Here is a 16,158-nt window from a genome sequence, read left to right on the forward strand (position 1 = left end):
AATCAACGGTGCGTCCGGGCAGAGCTTGATCGCAAGGGGGTCGGCGCGCTGTTCGCTCTCAGCCCACAGGGGCCGGGCCGGAGGGATCAGCCCATCGAGCGGTAGCGGTGGATCAGGGAGACCGCCATGGCTCCCTCGCCCACGCCCGAGGCGACGCGTTTGACCGAGTGGGCCCGTACGTCCCCCGCCGCGAAGACTCCGGGGACGCTGGTCTCCAGCGGGTACGGGGCGCGCTCCAGGCTCCATTCCGCCGGGAGTTCGCCGCCGTTGGAGATCAGGTCCGAGCCGGTGAGCACGAAGCCGTACTCGTCCCGCTCCACCACCCCGGCCAGCCACCCCGTGTGCGGGCGGGCGCCGATGAAGGTGAACATGAAGCGGGCCGGGATCTCCTTGTCCTCGCCGGTCTCGGAGTTGTGGAGGGTCAGCCGTTCGAGGTGGTCCTCGCCGTGCAGGCGGACGACCGTCGTGCGGACCCGCACCTCGATGTTGGGGGTGCGCTCGATCTCGTCGATCAGGTAGCGGGACATGCTGTCGTCGAGCGAGGCCGCGCGGACCAGGATCGTGACCCGGGCGGCGTACTTGGCGAAGTGCACGGCGGCCTGGCCGGCCGAGTTGGCCCCGCCCACGATGAACACGTGCTGCGAGATGCACGCCGAGCTCTCCGTGGTCGCCGCGCCGTAGTAGAGCCCGGCGCCCTCGAAGCGGTCGGCGCCCGGGGCGTCCAGGCGGTTGTACGAGACCCCGGTCGCCAGGAGCACCGTCTCGGCGCTGATCTCCGTCCCGTCCGCCAGGGTCAGGATCTTCGCCGGGTCGTCACGGGTCAGCGAGGTCACCTCCACCGGGTGCAGGATCTCGGCCCCGAAGCGGGAGGCCTGGATGGTGGCGCGGCGGGTCAGGTCGCCGCCGGAGAGGCCCGAGGGGAAGCCGAGGTAGTTTTCGATCAGGCTGGAGGTGCCCGCCTGGCCGCCCGGGGCGCGGGAGTCCAGCATGAGCGTGGACAGGCCCTCGGAGGCCGAGTAGACGCCGGCCGCGAGGCCCGCCGGGCCCGCGCCGACGATGACGCACTCGTAGTGCGGGCGCGAGGCGGTGGTGGCCAGCCCCAGGCGCTGGGCGAGCTGCGTGTCCGTCGGCGCGGAGAGCACCGAGCCGTCCGGGAAGCGCACCAGGGGCAGCGCGGCGTCGGGCTGGGCGGCGGCGATCACGGTCAGCGCCTCGGGGTCCCGCTCGACGTTGAGGAAGCGGAAGGGCTGGCCGTTGCGGGTGAAGAAGTCCCGGACGGCATGGGTGCCGGGGGAGACCAGGTGACCCGCGACGATGATCCCGTCGTACGCCGGGCGATAGGTCGCGAGCCAGTCGGAGAGCAGGTCGTCCAGGACCGGGAAGAGCCGCTCGTGCGGCGGGTCCCAGGGCTTGAGCAGGTAGTAGTCCAGGCGGACCCGGTTGATCGCGGTGATCGCCGCGTCCGTCTCGGCGTACGCGGTGAGGAGCACGCGGCGCGCGTCGGGGAACCGGCTCACGGCCTCCAGCAGGAACTCGACCCCGGTGACGTCGGGCATCCGCTGGTCGACGAGGAAGAGCGCCGGGTCGTGGCCGCGCTCGTCGAGGGAGTCCAGGATCTTGAGGGCGTCGGCGGCCGAGGAGGCGCCGAGCACCCGGTAGCGGTCTCCGTACGCGCTGCGCAGGTCGCGGCGGACGGCGCGCAGCACCTGCGGGTCGTCGTCCACGGCCAGGATGACGGGCTTGCGGTTCTCCGCGCGCGCCGCGGCTTCGGCGGTCGCGGCGGGGGTGCTCGTGGGTGCGGTGCTCGTGGGCGCGGTGCCGGCGGCGGCGCTCTCCGGGGCCGCGCTCACGCCGGGTCCAGCATCAGCTTGTCGGCGTAGCACCAGGCCCAGTCCTCGCCGGGCTCGTGGGAGGCCGCGATGGGGTGCTCGGTGGTGCCGTAGTGCCTGGTGGCGTGACGGTTCTTCGAGGAGTCGCAGCAGCCGACGTGCCCGCAGCTCAGGCACATCCGCAGGTGCACCCAGGTGTCACCGGAGACGAGGCACTCCTCGCAGCCCTCGGTGCCGGGTTTCACCGGACGTATCGACTCGATGTGGGTGCACAACAGGTCCATCGTCATCGTCCCCGTCCCTCTCTCGCGCATCCGCGCTTCGCGCACGTGATTGCAGCGCGCCCGTGATTCACGGCGCGTCCAGACCATAAGGCGGGGTTCCGGCGACGGTTCAGGGATTCGGCCGAAGTCAGGTAGTCCGTCGGCTACTTCATGACCTCGCCGGACGACTTCCTGAGGTGCCCCCATGACCTGGGCGACTACCTCACGAAGTCGCATACCAGCGCTTTGACGCAGCCCCCGGGCGCGGCCAGTGTGGGGGACGCCAACGACAACAGGCGGCGCCTGGAGGAATCCGTGAGCAGAAAGATTCTGGTCATTGTCTCCGAACACGGTTACTGGGCCGAAGAACTGATCGGCCCCGTATCCCAGTTCGACGAGCAGGGCTATGAAGTCGTATTCGCCACGCCGACCGGGAAGCGTGCCCACGCTCTCCCGCCGAGCCTCGACGCGAACTACATCGATCCTCCGCTGGGACGCTCGGTCACCACCGAGGAGAACGCCCGGCTGGGCCGGGAGTTCGAGCAGTCGAGCCGGCTCGACTCCCCGCTGGACATCGAAGCGTGGGCCCCCGAGCGCCCGTACACGAGCGACTCGGCCTATCTGCCCAAGCTGGAGCAGTACCACCGCGATCTGGACAAGCTCCAGGCCGACATCGCCGGCTTCGACGCGGTGCTCGTCGTGGGCGGCAGCGGTCCGATCGTCGACCTCGCCAACAACGAGCGCGTGCACGCCCTGATCCTCGCCTTCAAGAACGCGGGCAAGGTGGTCGCGGCCGAGTGCTACGGCGTCGCCTGCCTGGCCTTCGCCCGGGACTGGGGCGACCGCCGCAGCATCATCTGGGGCAAGCACGTGACCGGCCACTGCAAGGAGTACGACTACAAGGACGGCACCGGATTCCTCGGCACCGATTTCAACATGGGGCCGCCGCCGTATCCGCTGGAGTACATCCTGCGCGATGCGACCGGGCCGAGCGGTGCGTACATCGGGAATTTCGGTCACCCCCTTTCGGTCATCGTCGACTTCCCGTTCGTGACCGGTCGTTCGACCCCCGACTCGTATCTCACGGGGCAGAAGATCGTGGAAGTCCTGGAGAACGGTCTCACCCGGTACGGCTGGTAATTCCGATACCCGCGGGAAGAGGAGGGGGAGTTCGATGAGTTCTGGAGCCACTCCCGGACGGGAAAGGCTGATCGACCAGTTCAAGGCCGACGGCCTGAACGTCATGTTCGGAAATCCGGGGACGGTGGAACAGGGATTCCTCGACGCGGTCGACGCGGCGGAGGACTTCCACTACGTCCTCGCCCTCCAGGAGACGGTGGCCGCCGGGATCGCCGACGGCTATGCCCGCGCCACCGGCGGGGCGGCGCTGCTCCAGCTCCACTCCGGGGTGGGGCTGGGCAACGGCATCGGCATGCTCTACCAGTCGCTGCGCGGCCACACCCCGCTCGTCGTGGTCGCCGGCGACGCGGGGGTGCGCTACGACGCCATGGACGCGCAGATGGCGTCCGACCTCGTGGCGATGGCGAAGCCGGTGACCAAGTACGCGACCCGGGTCACCGACCGGCACTCCGTGCTCCGCACGATCCGCCGGGCGGTGAAGATCGCCCTGACCCCGCCGCGCGGCCCGGTGTTCGTGGCGCTGCCGATGGACGTGCTGGACGAGCTCAACTCCGAGCTCGTGCTGCCCGCCACGGTGCCGCTCACGGACGTGGCGCCCTCGCCCGCCTCGGTGGGGCGGGCGGCCGAGCTGCTGGCCTCCGCGCAGCGGCCGGTCGTCCTCGTCGGGGACGGGGTCGCGCTCTCCGGGGCGCAGCGCGAACTCGTCGCCGTCGCCGAGCTGCTCGGCGCCGACGTGTACGAGGTCGACTCCTCCGAGGTGAACATCGCGGCCTCGCACCCGCTGCGCCGCGGTCAGACGGGCCACATGTTCGGCCCGCACAGCAAGGAGCTGATCGAGAACGCGGACGGGGTGCTGATCGTCGGCACCTACGTCTTCCCCGAGGTGTTCCCGGAGCTGGAGAGCCCCTTCCGGGCCGGCGCGCGGGTCGTGCACATCGACCTGAACGCCTACGAGATCGCCAAGAACCATCCGGTGGACCTCGGGCTCGCCGCCGATCCCCGGCAGGCGCTGCGCGCACTGGCCGGCGTACTGGAACGGCTGCTCACCCCCGCGCAGCGGGCGGCGGCGGCCGGGCGGCTGGACGCACGGACCCGGGAACGGGTGCGGGCGGGCCAGGCGGAGCGGGAGGCGATGGATGCGGACGGTTCGCCGATGGCCGTCTTCCTGCGGACCCTGGCCGAGCGCACGGGCGGGGACCTGATCGTCTTCGACGAGGCGCTGACCACCTCCCCGCTGGTCACCCGGTACCTGCCGCCGGAGCGGCCGGGCGACTACCACCTCACCCGCGGCGGTTCGCTGGGCGTGGGCTTCCCGGGCGCGGTCGGCGTCAAGCTGGCCCGGCCGGAGCGGCTCGTCGTCGGCTTCGCCGGCGACGGCGGCTCGATGTACACCTACCAGGCGCTGTGGACGGCGGCCCGGCACGGCATCGAGGCCAAGTTCGTGGTCTGCAACAACCGCAAGTACCGGCTGCTGGACGACAACATCGCCCAGTACTGGCGGGAGCGGGAGATTCCGGAGCACGGCTTCCCGGGCTCCTTCGACCTCTCGCACCCCGAGATCGACTTCGCCGCCCTGGCCCGGTCGCTCGGGGCGGGCGGGATGCGGGTGGAGAAGCCCGACGAGGCGATCGCGGCGGTGGGGCGGATGCTCGCCCACCCCGGGCCGTTCCTCGTGGACGTGCAGATCTGACGCACCGCGCCCCCTCGCACCACGCCCCTTCATCCGCACGGACAGACAGGAGGAGACCGCATGCCCGCCGAGCGGCTGACCGAGGACGCGATCCGCGCCTTCGCCGACAAGTGGTACGTGGCCCTGGACCAGCACGTCCAGCCGGACCAGGTGCTGGCCCTGATCACCGAGGACCTGGAGTTCAAGGTCCCGGAGGACACCTTCCTCGGCCACCAGGGCTTCGGCCGCTGGTACGAGGCGGTCACGAACCGCTTCTTCGACGAGGTGCACACGGTCACGAAGGTGGAGCCCGTCATCGAGGGCGACCGGGCGATCGTCCGGGTCCTCGTCAACTGGCAGGCCAAGATCTGGGACCCGCCGGCCGCCCGCAGCGTGTGGCTGGGCTTCGACGCCGACCAGACCTGGACCGTGGTCGCCGGCCCCGACGGGCCGCTGATCCGGCAGTACACCGTCAACGAACTGGCGCCCATGCCCGGTTCCGCCTCCCTCTGAGAGCCGAAGGAGAAGCGACGATGACCGAAGTGACACGGGAGCGGGTCGAAGCGGCGTACCGCGCCCTCGGCTCCGGCGACCGGGCCAGGATCCTGGAGTACTACGCCGAGGACCTGCGCTGGCAGGTCCCCGGAAACCACCCGCTCGCCGGCTGGTACGAGAGCCTGGACGCCTTCCTGGAGCTGATGGGCCAGACCCACAAGCTCACGGGCGGCACCTTCCGCATGGACATCGAAGCCGTCCTCGTCGGCGAGGACTGCAGTGCGGACGTCTGCCGCAACGTCGCCGTGCGCGGCGGCGCCGACGCGTCGAGCGGGTCCCCGTACGAGCGGATGGACTACCCGGTCTTCCACTTCATGCGCTGGCGCGACGGCCGGATCGTCGAGGGCCACGACGGCCTGTTCGGCGACAACGCCACTGCCTTCAGCCAGTTCTGGGCGCCCTTCGCGCCCGACGGAACCCGCAGGGACCAGTAGGGGGTTGAGCGCCATGGACGCGCGGCAGATCTTGCAGAAGTACTACGAGTACGCCAACGCCGGTGACTGGGACAGCTGGTGCGACCTGTTCGCAGAGGACCAGGTCATGGACGAGCAGCTCGCCGGCCACATCGAGGGCCTGGAGACGCTGCGGTCGATGATGAAGGGCATGGGGACCATGTACCGGGTCTTCCGCAACGAGCCCGTGCACTTCCTCGTCGACGGGGAGAAGGCCGCGGCCGTCTCCCACCTCACCGCGGTCACCCCCTCCGGGGAGGAGATCGAGGCCGAGGTCATGAACTTCTTCCGGATCGTGGACGGAAAGATCGCCTACATGGCGAACTACCACGACACGGTTCCCTTCCAGGTGCTCGGCCAGGGCTGAGGGGGCGCGCGATGGCCGTGGATGAGTACGACTACATCGTCGTGGGATCCGGCACCGCCGGCAGCGTCCTCGCGAACCGCCTCTCCGAGGACCCGGACGTCAGCGTCCTGGTCCTGGAGGCGGGAGCGGGCCGCATCCCTCCCGAGGTGGACGATCCGTCCTCCTGGTACAAGCTGCTCGGCGGGCCCGTCGACTGGGGTTACACCAGCGTCCCGCAGCCCGGCCTGGACGGCCGCCGCACGTACGAACCGCGCGGCAAGGCCCCCGGCGGCAGCAGCAACCTCTACATCATGATGCACATCCGGGGCCACGCCTCGGACTTCGACAACTGGGCCTACCAGGGCGCGGCCGGCTGGGCGTACGAGGACGTACTGCCCTACTTCTCGCTGCTGGAGGGCCAGGAGGACGCCACCGCCGTCACCACCGGCACCCGCGGCCCGCAGCGGATCACCAACGCGGGCCTCCACGGCCCCAACCCGGTCTCCCGCGCCTTCATCGACGCCGCCGTGGAGCTGGGCCACGAGGAGATCGCCGACTTCAACACCGACGGGCCGCGGCGCGGACTGTTCGGCACCGGCTGGCACCACATCGACGTGGCCGACGGCCGCCGCCAGGGCGTCCTCGCCGCCTATCTGGAACCGGCCCTGGACCGCTCCAACCTGACCCTGCGCACCAGTGCGCAGAGCACCCGGCTGCTCTTCGACGGGGACACCTGCACGGGCGTGGAGTACGTCCAGCTCCAGGCCCCCGCGGAGATATCGGGCCGGACGGTTCGGGACGGGCACAGCACCGCGTCGGAGCCCGGGCTGCACACCGTACGGGCCCGCCGGGAGGTGATCGTGGCCGCCGGGGCGATCGAATCCCCGAAGCTGCTGCTGCTCTCCGGGATCGGGCACCCCGAGCAGCTGCGCGAGCACGGCATCGGGACGGTCGCGGAGCTGCCCGGGGTCGGCGAGAACTTCCACAACCACGTACTGACCGGGCTGATGGCCGAGGTCACCCAGGAACTGCCGCCGCCCGCGCAGAACCTTTCCGAGAGCGCGCTGTTCCTCTCCTCCCGGCCGGGACTGCCCGCGCCGGACCTGCAGATCGCCTTCGTGCACGTGCCGTTCGACGTGATCGTCGGCCAGGACCACCCGAACACCGTGTCCATCCTGCCCGGCGTCGTCCGTCCCGTCTCGCGGGGCTGGATCAAGCTGGCGAGCGCCGATCCGCTGGCCCACCCGCTGATCCACCCGAACTACCTGGGCGACCGCTGGGACCTGGAGCGGATGGTCCAGGGCGTCAGGACGGCCCGGGAGCTCTTCGCGACCTCCGCCTTCTCGCCCTGGTACAAGCAGGAGCTCCAGCCCGGACCGGGCTACGTGTCCGACGAGGACCTGCGCACCTTCGTGAAGCAGAAGTCGGAGAGCTATCACCACCAGGCCGGCTCCTGCCGCATGGGCATCGACGACCTCTCCGTCGTCGACCCCGAACTGCGGGTGCACGGCGTACGGAACCTGCGCGTCGTCGACGCGAGCGTGATGCCCGCCGTCCCGTCGGGCAACTGCCACACCGCCATCGCGATGATCGCCGAGCGCGCGGCGGACTTCCTGAAGGGGGTGTCCCGTGCCTGATGTGGTCCTGCGCGAGGGTGCGCTGACCGGAACCCGGATCGCGGTCCTGGTCGAGAGCGACTTCTACGAGCCGGAGATCTTCTACTACGGCCACCGGTTCGCGGAGGAGGGCGCCGAGGTCGACTTCCTGACCCGGCTGTGGGGCAACGACTCCATCACCTTCTCCGGGCACGAGTACCGGGCGCCGTTCACCGCCGACAAGTCCCTGGAGGGGCTGAGCGACGAGGAACTGCGCCGGTACGCGGCGATCATCGTGCCCTCGGGCATGGTGGCCGACCGGCTGCGCTACACCGAGGACGTGGACGTGCTGGCCCCGGCGACGGAGCTGCTGCGCCGGGCCTTCGAGGAGCCGACCGTCCTCAAGGGGATCATCTGCCACGGCATGTGGCTGGCCGCCTCGATCCCGGACAAGGTGCGCGGCCGCAAGGTCGTCTGCCACAACAACCTCATCGGCGACGTCCGGAACATGGGCGGCGAGTACGTGGACGAGGACGTGGTGGTCGACGGTGACCTGGTCACCGGCCGCACCGGGGCCCACCACCACCTGTTCGCCCGCCGGATCATCGAGCTGATCGCCGCCGACCGCGGCGCACGGGGCGCTCGCGGAGCGGGGAGCGCGCCGGGGAGCGCGCAGGGCGCGCGGGGTACTGCCTGATGGCCCCGATGGTCTGGTCGCACGTGGGCCTGAACTGCGCGGACCAGAAGACCACCGAGGACTTCTACACCCGGTACTTCGGCTTCACCCGGGCCCGGGTGGTCGACCTCGGAGACGCACAGATCATCTTCCTGCGCCAGGGGGACGTGTACCTGGAGCTCTTCGCGGCGGGCACCGAGCAGGCCGCCCCGGCCCTCCACGACGGGCCGGCGGCGCCGGGCCGGATGCGGCACCTGGCCTTCCAGACCGACAGCGTGGACGCCTTCCTGGCCACGCTCGGCGAAGCGGCCGAAGTGACCCTGGGACCACTGGACTTCGACGACTTCATCTGCGGGTGGCGGACCGTGTGGGTCCGCGATCCCGACGGGGTGATCGTCGAGGTCAGCCAGGGATTCGAGGACGAACACGGTCAACACGACAAGGACGGTGCATGACATGGCGGACGCCGTGAGCTTCTCCTTCTCCGACACGATCGCCGGCTACGTCAGCCGCTTCGACTCCGGGTCCCGGCTGCTGCGGCTGAAGACCTCGGACGGCCGCGAGTTCGACGTCTCCCTGGCCGGGGACCCCAGCGCCGAGCTGGTCCGCAACCTGGACGAGCCGTACATCGACGCCTCCGGGCACATCGACGAGATGCTCTCGCCGGGACGGTTCCTCTACGTCTACGGGGTCCACTACCCCGAGCAGGGCGGCCGCTTCGAGGCCAAGCGCCTGGTGTTCCTGGGCCGCGGGGCCGAGGACTACCGCTTCGAGGAGCCCAGCTGGTGGATCAAGCAGATCGAGTCGCTGGCCGACTTCTACAAGCGGGCGCAGTTCGGCGACGGGCCGGTGGACTTCACCGAGTACCGCACGGAGATCCGGCTCGGCGGTGACAAGACCGCCAGCCACGTCCAGGAGACCGACACGATCTCCCGCCTGGTCTACGGCATGGCCTCGGCCTACCTGCTGACCGGCAAGGACGACTACCTGGAGGTCGCCGAGCGCGGCACCGAGTACCTGCGCAAGCACATGCGCGTCGTGGACAGCGAGGAGGACGTGGTCTTCTGGTACCACGGCATCAGCGTCGACGGGGACAGCGAACGCAAGCTGTTCACCTCGGAGTTCTCCGACGACTACGACGCGATCCCGATGTACGAGCAGATCTACGCGCTGGCCGGCCCGATCCAGACCTACCGGGTCACCGGCGACATCCGGATCAAGAACGACGCGGACGCCACCATCCGGCTGTTCGACAAGTTCTTCAAGGACCCGGAGCAGGGCGGCTACTACTCGCACATCGACCCGATCCTCTTCAGCGCCGACCACGAGTCCCTCGGGGAGAACGCGGAGCGCAAGAACTGGAACTCGGTCGGCGACCACGCCCCCGCGTACCTGATCAACCTGTACCTCGCGACCGGGGAGCAGCGCTACGCGGACTTCCTCGAGTACACCTTCGACACGATCGCGGACAAGTTCCCGGACTACAAGAACAGCCCCTTCGTGCAGGAGCGCTTCTTCCGCGACTGGTCCCACGACACCGCGCACAGCTGGCAGCAGAACCGCGCGGTCGTCGGCCACAACCTCAAGATCGCCTGGAACCTGATGCGGATGAACTCGCTGAAGGCCAAGCCGGCCTACGAGGAGCTCGCCCGCAAGATCGGCGAGATCATGCCGGCCGTCGGCAGCGACGTGCAGCGCGGCGGCTGGTACGACGTGGTCGAGCGCGTCAAGTCGGGCGACGAGGAGACGTATCGTTTCGCCTGGCACGACCGCAAGGCCTGGTGGCAGCAGGAGCAGGCGATCCTCGCCTACCTCATCCTCAACGGCACCGTCGGCGGTGACGGCTTCCTGCGCGAGGCCCGCCAGGCGGAGGCCTTCTACAACACCTTCTTCCTCGACCACGACGAGGGAGCCGTCTACTTCAACGTCCTGGCGAGCGGGACCCCGTACCTGCTCGGGACCGAGCGGCTCAAGGGCAGCCACTCGATGTCCATGTACCACTCGGCGGAGCTCTGCTACCTGTCCGCCGTCTACAACAACCTGCTCATCAACGGCCGGGAGATGGACTTCCACTTCCAGCCCGACCCGACGAACCTGCCCGAACGCGTGCTGCGCGTCTCGCCCGACCTGCTCCCCGCCGGCTCGGTGCGGATCGCGTCCGTCGAGATCGACGAGAAGCCGTACACGGACTTCGACGCCGACGGACTCACCGTCCGGCTGCCCGACGTCCAGGGCCGGGTCAAGGTCAAGGTCCGGCTGCGCCCGACCGCCCAGTAGCGCTCAACGGGGGCGCCCCACTCAGAGGGGAAAGCAATGACCCTGAACGTGAAGGAACGCCGCAACAAGGCGGGCACCGTACTCGTCGCCACCGGCGAGATCAACAGTGAGACCTCCGGATCGCTGCTGCAGACGCTGCTGCCGCTGGTCCGCGAGGGCAGGCCGCTGCGCATCGACCTGACGGCCGTCACCTACGTCTCCAGCGCCGGGCTGCGCACCCTGCTCGTCGTCTACCGCGAGGCCCAGCACGCCGGGGTCGCCGTCACCCTCTACGGGGTGAGCGAGGAAGTCCGGTTCGTCATGTCGGCCACCGGCTTCCTCGACTTCTTCTCCACCGGCGAGGCCGAGGCGGCCGCCGCCAAGGCCGCCGCCAAGACGGCCGCGAAGGCCGCGCGATGAGCGAGCCGGCGTCCGAACAGGTGCTGCGCGTCGACGCGTACCCGACCCACGAGGTGGGCGGGTACCGCGTCCGCGCCGGCAAACCGTTCCCCTTCGGGGCCAACGTGGTCCCCGGCGGGGTCAGCTTCTCCGTCTTCTCCGACCAGGCCACCTCCATGACCCTGGTCATCTACCAGCGCGGAGAGCCCGAGCCGATGGCCGAGCTGGAGTTCCCCCAGGAATTCCGCACCGGCAGCGTCTTCGCCATGACGGTCTTCGGCCTCGACCACGAGAACATCGAGTACGGCTACCGGGCCGACGGACCCTACGACCCCGTCACCGGCCACCGCTTCGACGCCCGCCAGGTGCTCTCCGACCCGTACGCCCGGCTGATCGCCGGCCGCGACGTGTGGGGCGTGGAGCCGGACCGCAGCCGCGGCTACCAGTACCGCTCCCGCGTCTGCCTCCAGGACTTCGACTGGGGCGACGACACCCCGCTGGGCATCCCCGCCGAGGACCTCGTCGTGTACGAGACCCACGTGCGCGGCTTCACCCGGCACCCCTCCTCGCAGGTCACCGCCCCCGGCACCTTCGCGGGGCTGCGGGAGAAGATCCCGTACCTGAAGGAGCTCGGGATCAACTGCATCGAGCTGCTGCCGGTGTTCGAGTTCGACGAGAGCGACAACCCGCGCACCAACCCGGAGACGGGCGAGCAGCTCTTCGACTACTGGGGCTACAACACCGTCTCCTTCTTCGCCCCCAAGGCCGGCTACGCGGCCACCGGACGGTACGGCATGCAGGGCGACGAGTTCCGCACCCTGATCAAGGACCTGCACGCGGCCGGCATCGAGGTCATCCTCGACGTCGTCTTCAACCACACGGCCGAGGGCAACGAGCAGGGCCCCACCATCTCCTTCAAGGGGCTCGACAACGCCACGTACTACATGCTCACGCCCGAGGGGTACTACTTCAACTTCAGCGGCACCGGCAACACCGTCAACTGCAACCACCCCGTCGTGCGCAACTTCGTCCTCGACTGCCTGCGCCACTGGGTCGCGGACTACCACATCGACGGTTTCCGCTTCGACCTCGCGGCCATCCTCGGCCGCTCCCCGGACGGCACCCCGCTGCCCAACCCGCCGCTGCTGGAACTGCTCGCCTACGACCCGGTGCTGCGGCACACCAAGCTCATCGCCGAGGCCTGGGACGCCGGCGGCCTCTACGAGGTCGGCAACTTCCCGGCGTACGGCCGCTGGGCGGAGTGGAACGGCAAGTACCGCGACACCGTGCGCAGCTTCCTCAAGGGCGACCCCGGGATCACCGGGGAACTCGCCACCCGCATCGCCGGCTCGCCCGACCTCTACTCCAGCCGCGGGACCTCGGCATCGGTCAACTTCCTGACCGCGCACGACGGTTTCAGCCTGGCCGACCTGGTCTCGTACAACGACAAGCACAACGAGGCCAACGGCGAGGGCAACAACGACGGCGGCAACGACAACGCGAGCTGGAACTGCGGGGCCGAGGGACCGACCGACGATCCCGAGGTCAACGCGCTGCGGCTGCGCCAGATGAAGAACGCCCTGGCCATCCTCTTCACCAGCCAGGGCATCCCGATGCTGCTGTCCGGCGACGAGGTGGCGCGCACCCAGCAGGGCAACAACAACACGTACTGCCAGGACAACGAACTGTCCTGGTTCGACTGGACCCAGGTCGACGAGAACTCCGAACTGCTCAGGTTCACCCGGGAGATGATCGCCTTCCGCAAGCGCCACCGCGAGCTGCGCTCCACCTCGCACCCCACCGGACAGCTCCGGGACACCCTCGGGCTGCCCGACATCAGCTGGCACGGGGAGCGGGCCTGGCAGCCCGACTGGTCGGCGGAGAGCCGGCTGCTGGCGGTCGCCCGCTGCGGCACCGGTGACGACGACGTGGTCTACGCGGCCATGAACTCCCACTGGGAAGCGCACGACCTGGAACTGCCCGCCCTTCCGGGCGGCCGCAGCTGGCACCTCTTCGCGGACACCGGCGCCGAGGCCCCGTACGACATCCGCACCCCCGGCGCCGAACTCGAACTGGAGAACGCCGGGAAGTACCTGATCGGTCCGCGCTCGGTCGTGATCCTGGTCGGCCGCACGCCCGACGCCGAGCTCTAGCCCCCGTACCGAAGGAGACCTGACATGCCGCTTTCCGTGTCCCTGAGCGTCGAGGGCGACACCACCGTGATCGAGCTGGAGGGCGAACTGGACGCCAAGACCGCGCCGGACTTCCACCAGACCATCGAGAAGGCAGCCGGCCACGGCACCAGCACCGTCGAGATCCGCATGGCCGGCGTCGGCTACATGGCCAGCGCCGGACTGCGCTCCCTGGTCTTCGCCCAGCAGAAGGTGGGGGAGCACGTCACCATCAAGGTGGTCGGCGCCATCGAGCCCGTGTCCCGGACCATCCGGACGGCCGGACTCGACCGCAGCATCGTGCTCTCCGACGACTGAGTCCGATGGACGAGGCCGTCAAGACGGCGAGGATGTCCGCCGAGCTGGAAGTGCCCGCCACCCTGGGGGCACTGGGCGACATCGCCGCGCTGGTCCTGCGGCTGGCCGGGAGCGCGGGACTGGGCAAGGGCGCCTCGTACCGGATCCGGCTGGCGGTGGACGAGCTGGCCACCAACATCGTGATGCACGGGTACCGGGGCGGCGACGGACGGATCACCGTCCGGGGCCGCTCCGGGCCGGGCCGGGTGCGGATCTCCATCGAGGACCGTGCCCCGGCCTTCGACCCCGTCCAGGGGCGACTGCCGCCCGAGCCGCACACCGCTCCCGAGCGGCGGCGGATCGGCGGACTCGGCATCCACCTCGCACTGACCAGCGTGGACGAGTTCGACTACGTACGCAGGGACGGCCGCAACATCAGCACGCTGACTGTGATGGCTGAGGGGACGGACCCATGCCCTCCACGACCGTGATCATCCTCGACGAGTACCCGCCACCACCCCTCGAACTCCTCGGAGCACTGGGGGAGATGGGTGCGGAACTCGTCCCGCGCACGCTGGCCGAGCTGCTGGCCGGCCCACTGGAGGAGCTGCCTGAAGCGGACGTGCTGCTCGCCCCGGCCCAGGCCGACGGGGAGTCCGTACGGACCGCCGTGCGACGGCTGCGCCGCTGGGCCGGCGCCCCCATCGTGGTCGTCTGGACCGTGACGGAGTTCGCCGCCCTGGAGGAACACGTCCGGATCGGGCACGACTACCTCGTGCCCCCCTTCCTGCCCGCCCTCGTCGGGGCCCGGCTGCACAGCTGCTCGGAGCGCGCCGGACTCGGCCGCACCCTGCGCGAAGCCGATGCCCGCGCCGAACTCATGGGATACGAGAAGGAGTTGGAGATCGGCCGCGAGATCCAGGCCGGCTTCCTGCCGGAGTCACTGCCGGTCCCCGAGGGCTGGGAGATCGACGTGTGCTTCCGGCCCGCCCGGCAGGTCGCCGGGGACTTCTACGACGTCTTCGAGCTCTCCCGCGGCAGGCGCCTGGCCTTCATCGTGGCCGACGTCTGCGACAAGGGGGTCGGAGCCGCGCTCTTCATGGCGCTCATCCGCTCCCTGCTGCGGCACACCGCCGAGAACAGCGGCCTCCAGCACCTGGTGGCCGCCGGCCGCACCGGCAACAGCCGGCGCATCCCCGTGGTGGGGGCCACGCCGCTGCTCAACGCGGTCACCGCCACCAACGGCTACCTGACCCGCAACCACCTGCGGCAGGGCTACTTCGCCACCCTCTTCTTCGGGGTGCTCGACCCGCTCACCGGCTCCCTCGTCTACATCAACGGCGGCCACAACCCGCCGCTGCTGCTGGACGCCGACGGTGGCGAGCCGCGCACCCTGGAGGTGACCGGCCCTGCCGTCGGGGTGCTCCCGGACTGTGTGTACACGCTCGGCTACGCCCAGTTGAACCCGGGCGACACGCTCTTCGTGTTCACCGACGGAGTGCCCGAGGCGCGCTGCCCCAGCGGCGGCTTCCTCGGCGACGAGCGGATGCTGCAGCTGCTCTCCGGTCCTCCGGTGAGCGGCAGGGAGGTGGTCCAGCGCATGGACACGGCGGTACGCGAACACACCGGAACGGCCGAACAGCACGACGACGTCACCATGCTGGCCCTGCACCGGCCACGCGCGGCGCGGGGGCCGCACGCGGGCGGCGCCGATTGCCAGGTCGTGGCCTGATGGCCCGGACCATCGTGGTGCACTCGTACCGCGGCGGAACCGGAAAGTCCTCGGTGCTGGCGAACCTGGCCCTGCTCCTCGCGGCCGAGGGACGCCGGGTGGGGGTGATCGACACGGACATCCAGTCGCCCACCCTGGACCTGCTCTTCCGGCTCGGCCCCGGTCCCTCGCTCGCCGACTACCTGCTCGGCCGGTGCGAGATCGAGGCCGCCGCCCAGGAGGTCGTCACGGGCTGCGGCCGCGGGAGCCTGTACGTCGTACCGGCGCGGACCGGGACGGCGGCCCTCCGGGAGCTCATGACCACCGGCTACGACGTGGGGCTGCTGCCCGAGGGCTTCGACCGGCTGGCCCTGCACCACGCCCTGGACGTCCTGCTGCTCGACACCCATGCCGGGCTCAACAACGAGTCGGTCACGGCGATGGCCAGCGCCGACGTCCTGCTGATCATGGCCCGGGCCGACCGGATCGACCTCCTCGGCGTCGAGGAGACCATCGCCCTGACCGGCCGGCTCGCCTGCCGGCGGACCCTGGTGATGAGCATGGCGCCCGAGGGCATCGACCGGCAGGCGGCCCGTCGCCGGGCCGAGGAGGTCTACCGCACCCCGCTGGCCGGAATCCTGCCCTATGTTCCGGAAATGGCCGCGCTCTACGGGGAGCGCATATTCTCCGAAGCCCATCCCGACCACCCCCTGGTCGGTGAATTCCGCACCATCATCTCGGCGTTGGACGCACGTGACGAAGTATCGCGTGCCTGACGTCTCCCCCTTACGCCCCTAGC

General features: G+C 70.1%; 17 protein-coding genes. 15 read left to right on the forward strand and 2 right to left on the reverse strand.

Going from position 1 to position 16,158, the window contains the following annotated elements:
* Positions 1-86: 86 nt before the first annotated feature.
* Together OG898_RS24480 and OG898_RS24485 are read right to left on the reverse strand one after the other, a co-directional pair.
* Complete coding sequence (locus tag OG898_RS24480; RefSeq protein WP_266960413.1) at positions 87-1,730, reverse strand: FAD-dependent oxidoreductase; 1,644 nt, start codon at positions 1,728-1,730, stop codon at positions 87-89.
* Positions 1,731-1,846: 116 nt separating this feature from the next.
* Entirely contained in the window at positions 1,847-2,119 is a 273-nt protein-coding gene (locus tag OG898_RS24485) for a UBP-type zinc finger domain-containing protein (RefSeq protein WP_266959220.1), read from the reverse strand.
* Positions 2,120-2,407: 288 nt separating this feature from the next.
* Here OG898_RS24485 and OG898_RS24490 point away from each other — a divergent pair, with 288 nt between their 5' ends.
* The 15 genes from OG898_RS24490 to OG898_RS24560 are packed head-to-tail and all read left to right on the forward strand — an operon-like array spanning position 2,408 to position 16,135.
* Complete coding sequence (locus OG898_RS24490) at positions 2,408-3,232, forward strand: type 1 glutamine amidotransferase domain-containing protein (protein ID WP_250741352.1); 825 nt, start codon at positions 2,408-2,410, stop codon at positions 3,230-3,232.
* A gap of 34 nt (positions 3,233-3,266) precedes the next feature.
* Positions 3,267-4,922 carry a thiamine pyrophosphate-binding protein gene (locus tag OG898_RS24495; RefSeq protein WP_266959223.1) on the forward strand — a complete coding sequence of 552 codons (1,656 nt, stop codon included), beginning with the start codon at positions 3,267-3,269 and terminating at the stop codon, positions 4,920-4,922.
* Positions 4,923-4,982: 60 nt separating this feature from the next.
* Positions 4,983-5,414: a nuclear transport factor 2 family protein gene (locus OG898_RS24500; RefSeq protein ID WP_266959225.1), complete on the forward strand. Its 432-nt coding sequence runs from the start codon at positions 4,983-4,985 to the stop codon at positions 5,412-5,414.
* 20 nt (positions 5,415-5,434) lie between these two features.
* Complete coding sequence (locus OG898_RS24505; RefSeq protein ID WP_250741357.1) at positions 5,435-5,890, forward strand: nuclear transport factor 2 family protein; 456 nt, start codon at positions 5,435-5,437, stop codon at positions 5,888-5,890.
* 13 nt (positions 5,891-5,903) lie between these two features.
* Positions 5,904-6,275 (forward strand): nuclear transport factor 2 family protein, encoded by a 372-nt coding sequence (locus OG898_RS24510; protein ID WP_250741552.1) that lies wholly within the window; start codon positions 5,904-5,906, stop codon positions 6,273-6,275.
* An 11-nt stretch (positions 6,276-6,286) separates the two neighbouring features.
* Positions 6,287-7,891, forward strand: coding sequence for a GMC family oxidoreductase (locus OG898_RS24515; protein ID WP_266959228.1), 1,605 nt, complete (start codon positions 6,287-6,289; stop codon positions 7,889-7,891).
* A complete protein-coding gene (locus OG898_RS24520) occupies positions 7,884-8,546 on the forward strand; it encodes a DJ-1/PfpI family protein (protein WP_266959230.1) in 663 nt (220 codons plus the stop codon). The genes OG898_RS24515 and OG898_RS24520 overlap by 8 nt, the downstream gene beginning before the upstream one ends.
* On the forward strand, positions 8,546-8,980 hold the full coding sequence (locus OG898_RS24525) for a VOC family protein (protein WP_266959232.1): 435 nt from the start codon (positions 8,546-8,548) through the stop codon (positions 8,978-8,980). Before OG898_RS24520 ends, OG898_RS24525 begins: the two co-directional genes overlap by 1 nt.
* A gap of 1 nt (position 8,981) precedes the next feature.
* Complete coding sequence (locus OG898_RS24530; protein WP_266959234.1) at positions 8,982-10,802, forward strand: AGE family epimerase/isomerase; 1,821 nt, start codon at positions 8,982-8,984, stop codon at positions 10,800-10,802.
* Positions 10,803-10,838: 36 nt separating this feature from the next.
* Positions 10,839-11,201: an STAS domain-containing protein gene (locus OG898_RS24535; protein WP_250741367.1), complete on the forward strand. Its 363-nt coding sequence runs from the start codon at positions 10,839-10,841 to the stop codon at positions 11,199-11,201.
* Positions 11,198-13,333 carry a glycogen debranching protein GlgX gene (gene glgX, locus OG898_RS24540; protein WP_266959237.1) on the forward strand — a complete coding sequence of 712 codons (2,136 nt, stop codon included), beginning with the start codon at positions 11,198-11,200 and terminating at the stop codon, positions 13,331-13,333. The genes OG898_RS24535 and glgX overlap by 4 nt, the downstream gene beginning before the upstream one ends.
* Before the next feature lie 24 nt (positions 13,334-13,357).
* Positions 13,358-13,669, forward strand: coding sequence for an STAS domain-containing protein (locus OG898_RS24545; RefSeq protein WP_266959239.1), 312 nt, complete (start codon positions 13,358-13,360; stop codon positions 13,667-13,669).
* Positions 13,670-13,674: 5 nt separating this feature from the next.
* Positions 13,675-14,139 (forward strand): anti-sigma regulatory factor, encoded by a 465-nt coding sequence (locus tag OG898_RS24550; protein WP_250741372.1) that lies wholly within the window; start codon positions 13,675-13,677, stop codon positions 14,137-14,139.
* Entirely contained in the window at positions 14,121-15,380 is a 1,260-nt protein-coding gene (locus OG898_RS24555; RefSeq protein WP_250741374.1) for a PP2C family protein-serine/threonine phosphatase, read from the forward strand. Before OG898_RS24550 ends, OG898_RS24555 begins: the two co-directional genes overlap by 19 nt.
* Entirely contained in the window at positions 15,380-16,135 is a 756-nt protein-coding gene (locus OG898_RS24560; RefSeq protein WP_250741376.1) for a MinD/ParA family protein, read from the forward strand. The genes OG898_RS24555 and OG898_RS24560 overlap by 1 nt, the downstream gene beginning before the upstream one ends.
* Positions 16,136-16,158: the final 23 nt, after the last annotated feature.

This window comes from Streptomyces sp. NBC_00193 (assembly GCF_026342735.1).
GTDB classification, from domain to species: Bacteria; Actinomycetota; Actinomycetes; order Streptomycetales; family Streptomycetaceae; genus Streptomyces; species Streptomyces stoeckheimensis.

Excerpts from the sequence above, each read along its gene's own strand:
- OG898_RS24485 (WP_266959220.1), bottom strand. The coding sequence starts at position 2,119 with ATGACGATGGACCTGTTGTGCACCCACATCGAGTCGATACGTCCGGTG.
- OG898_RS24495 (WP_266959223.1), top strand. The coding sequence starts at position 3,267 with ATGAGTTCTGGAGCCACTCCCGGACGGGAAAGGCTGATCGACCAGTTC.
- OG898_RS24500 (WP_266959225.1), top strand. The coding sequence starts at position 4,983 with ATGCCCGCCGAGCGGCTGACCGAGGACGCGATCCGCGCCTTCGCCGAC.
- OG898_RS24505 (WP_250741357.1), top strand. The coding sequence starts at position 5,435 with ATGACCGAAGTGACACGGGAGCGGGTCGAAGCGGCGTACCGCGCCCTC.
- OG898_RS24510 (WP_250741552.1), top strand. The coding sequence starts at position 5,904 with ATGGACGCGCGGCAGATCTTGCAGAAGTACTACGAGTACGCCAACGCC.
- OG898_RS24515 (WP_266959228.1), top strand. The coding sequence starts at position 6,287 with ATGGCCGTGGATGAGTACGACTACATCGTCGTGGGATCCGGCACCGCC.
- OG898_RS24525 (WP_266959232.1), top strand. The coding sequence starts at position 8,546 with ATGGCCCCGATGGTCTGGTCGCACGTGGGCCTGAACTGCGCGGACCAG.
- OG898_RS24530 (WP_266959234.1), top strand. The coding sequence starts at position 8,982 with ATGGCGGACGCCGTGAGCTTCTCCTTCTCCGACACGATCGCCGGCTAC.
- OG898_RS24535 (WP_250741367.1), top strand. The coding sequence starts at position 10,839 with ATGACCCTGAACGTGAAGGAACGCCGCAACAAGGCGGGCACCGTACTC.
- glgX (WP_266959237.1), top strand. The coding sequence starts at position 11,198 with ATGAGCGAGCCGGCGTCCGAACAGGTGCTGCGCGTCGACGCGTACCCG.
- OG898_RS24545 (WP_266959239.1), top strand. The coding sequence starts at position 13,358 with ATGCCGCTTTCCGTGTCCCTGAGCGTCGAGGGCGACACCACCGTGATC.
- OG898_RS24550 (WP_250741372.1), top strand. The coding sequence starts at position 13,675 with ATGGACGAGGCCGTCAAGACGGCGAGGATGTCCGCCGAGCTGGAAGTG.
- OG898_RS24555 (WP_250741374.1), top strand. The coding sequence starts at position 14,121 with ATGCCCTCCACGACCGTGATCATCCTCGACGAGTACCCGCCACCACCC.
- OG898_RS24560 (WP_250741376.1), top strand. The coding sequence starts at position 15,380 with ATGGCCCGGACCATCGTGGTGCACTCGTACCGCGGCGGAACCGGAAAG.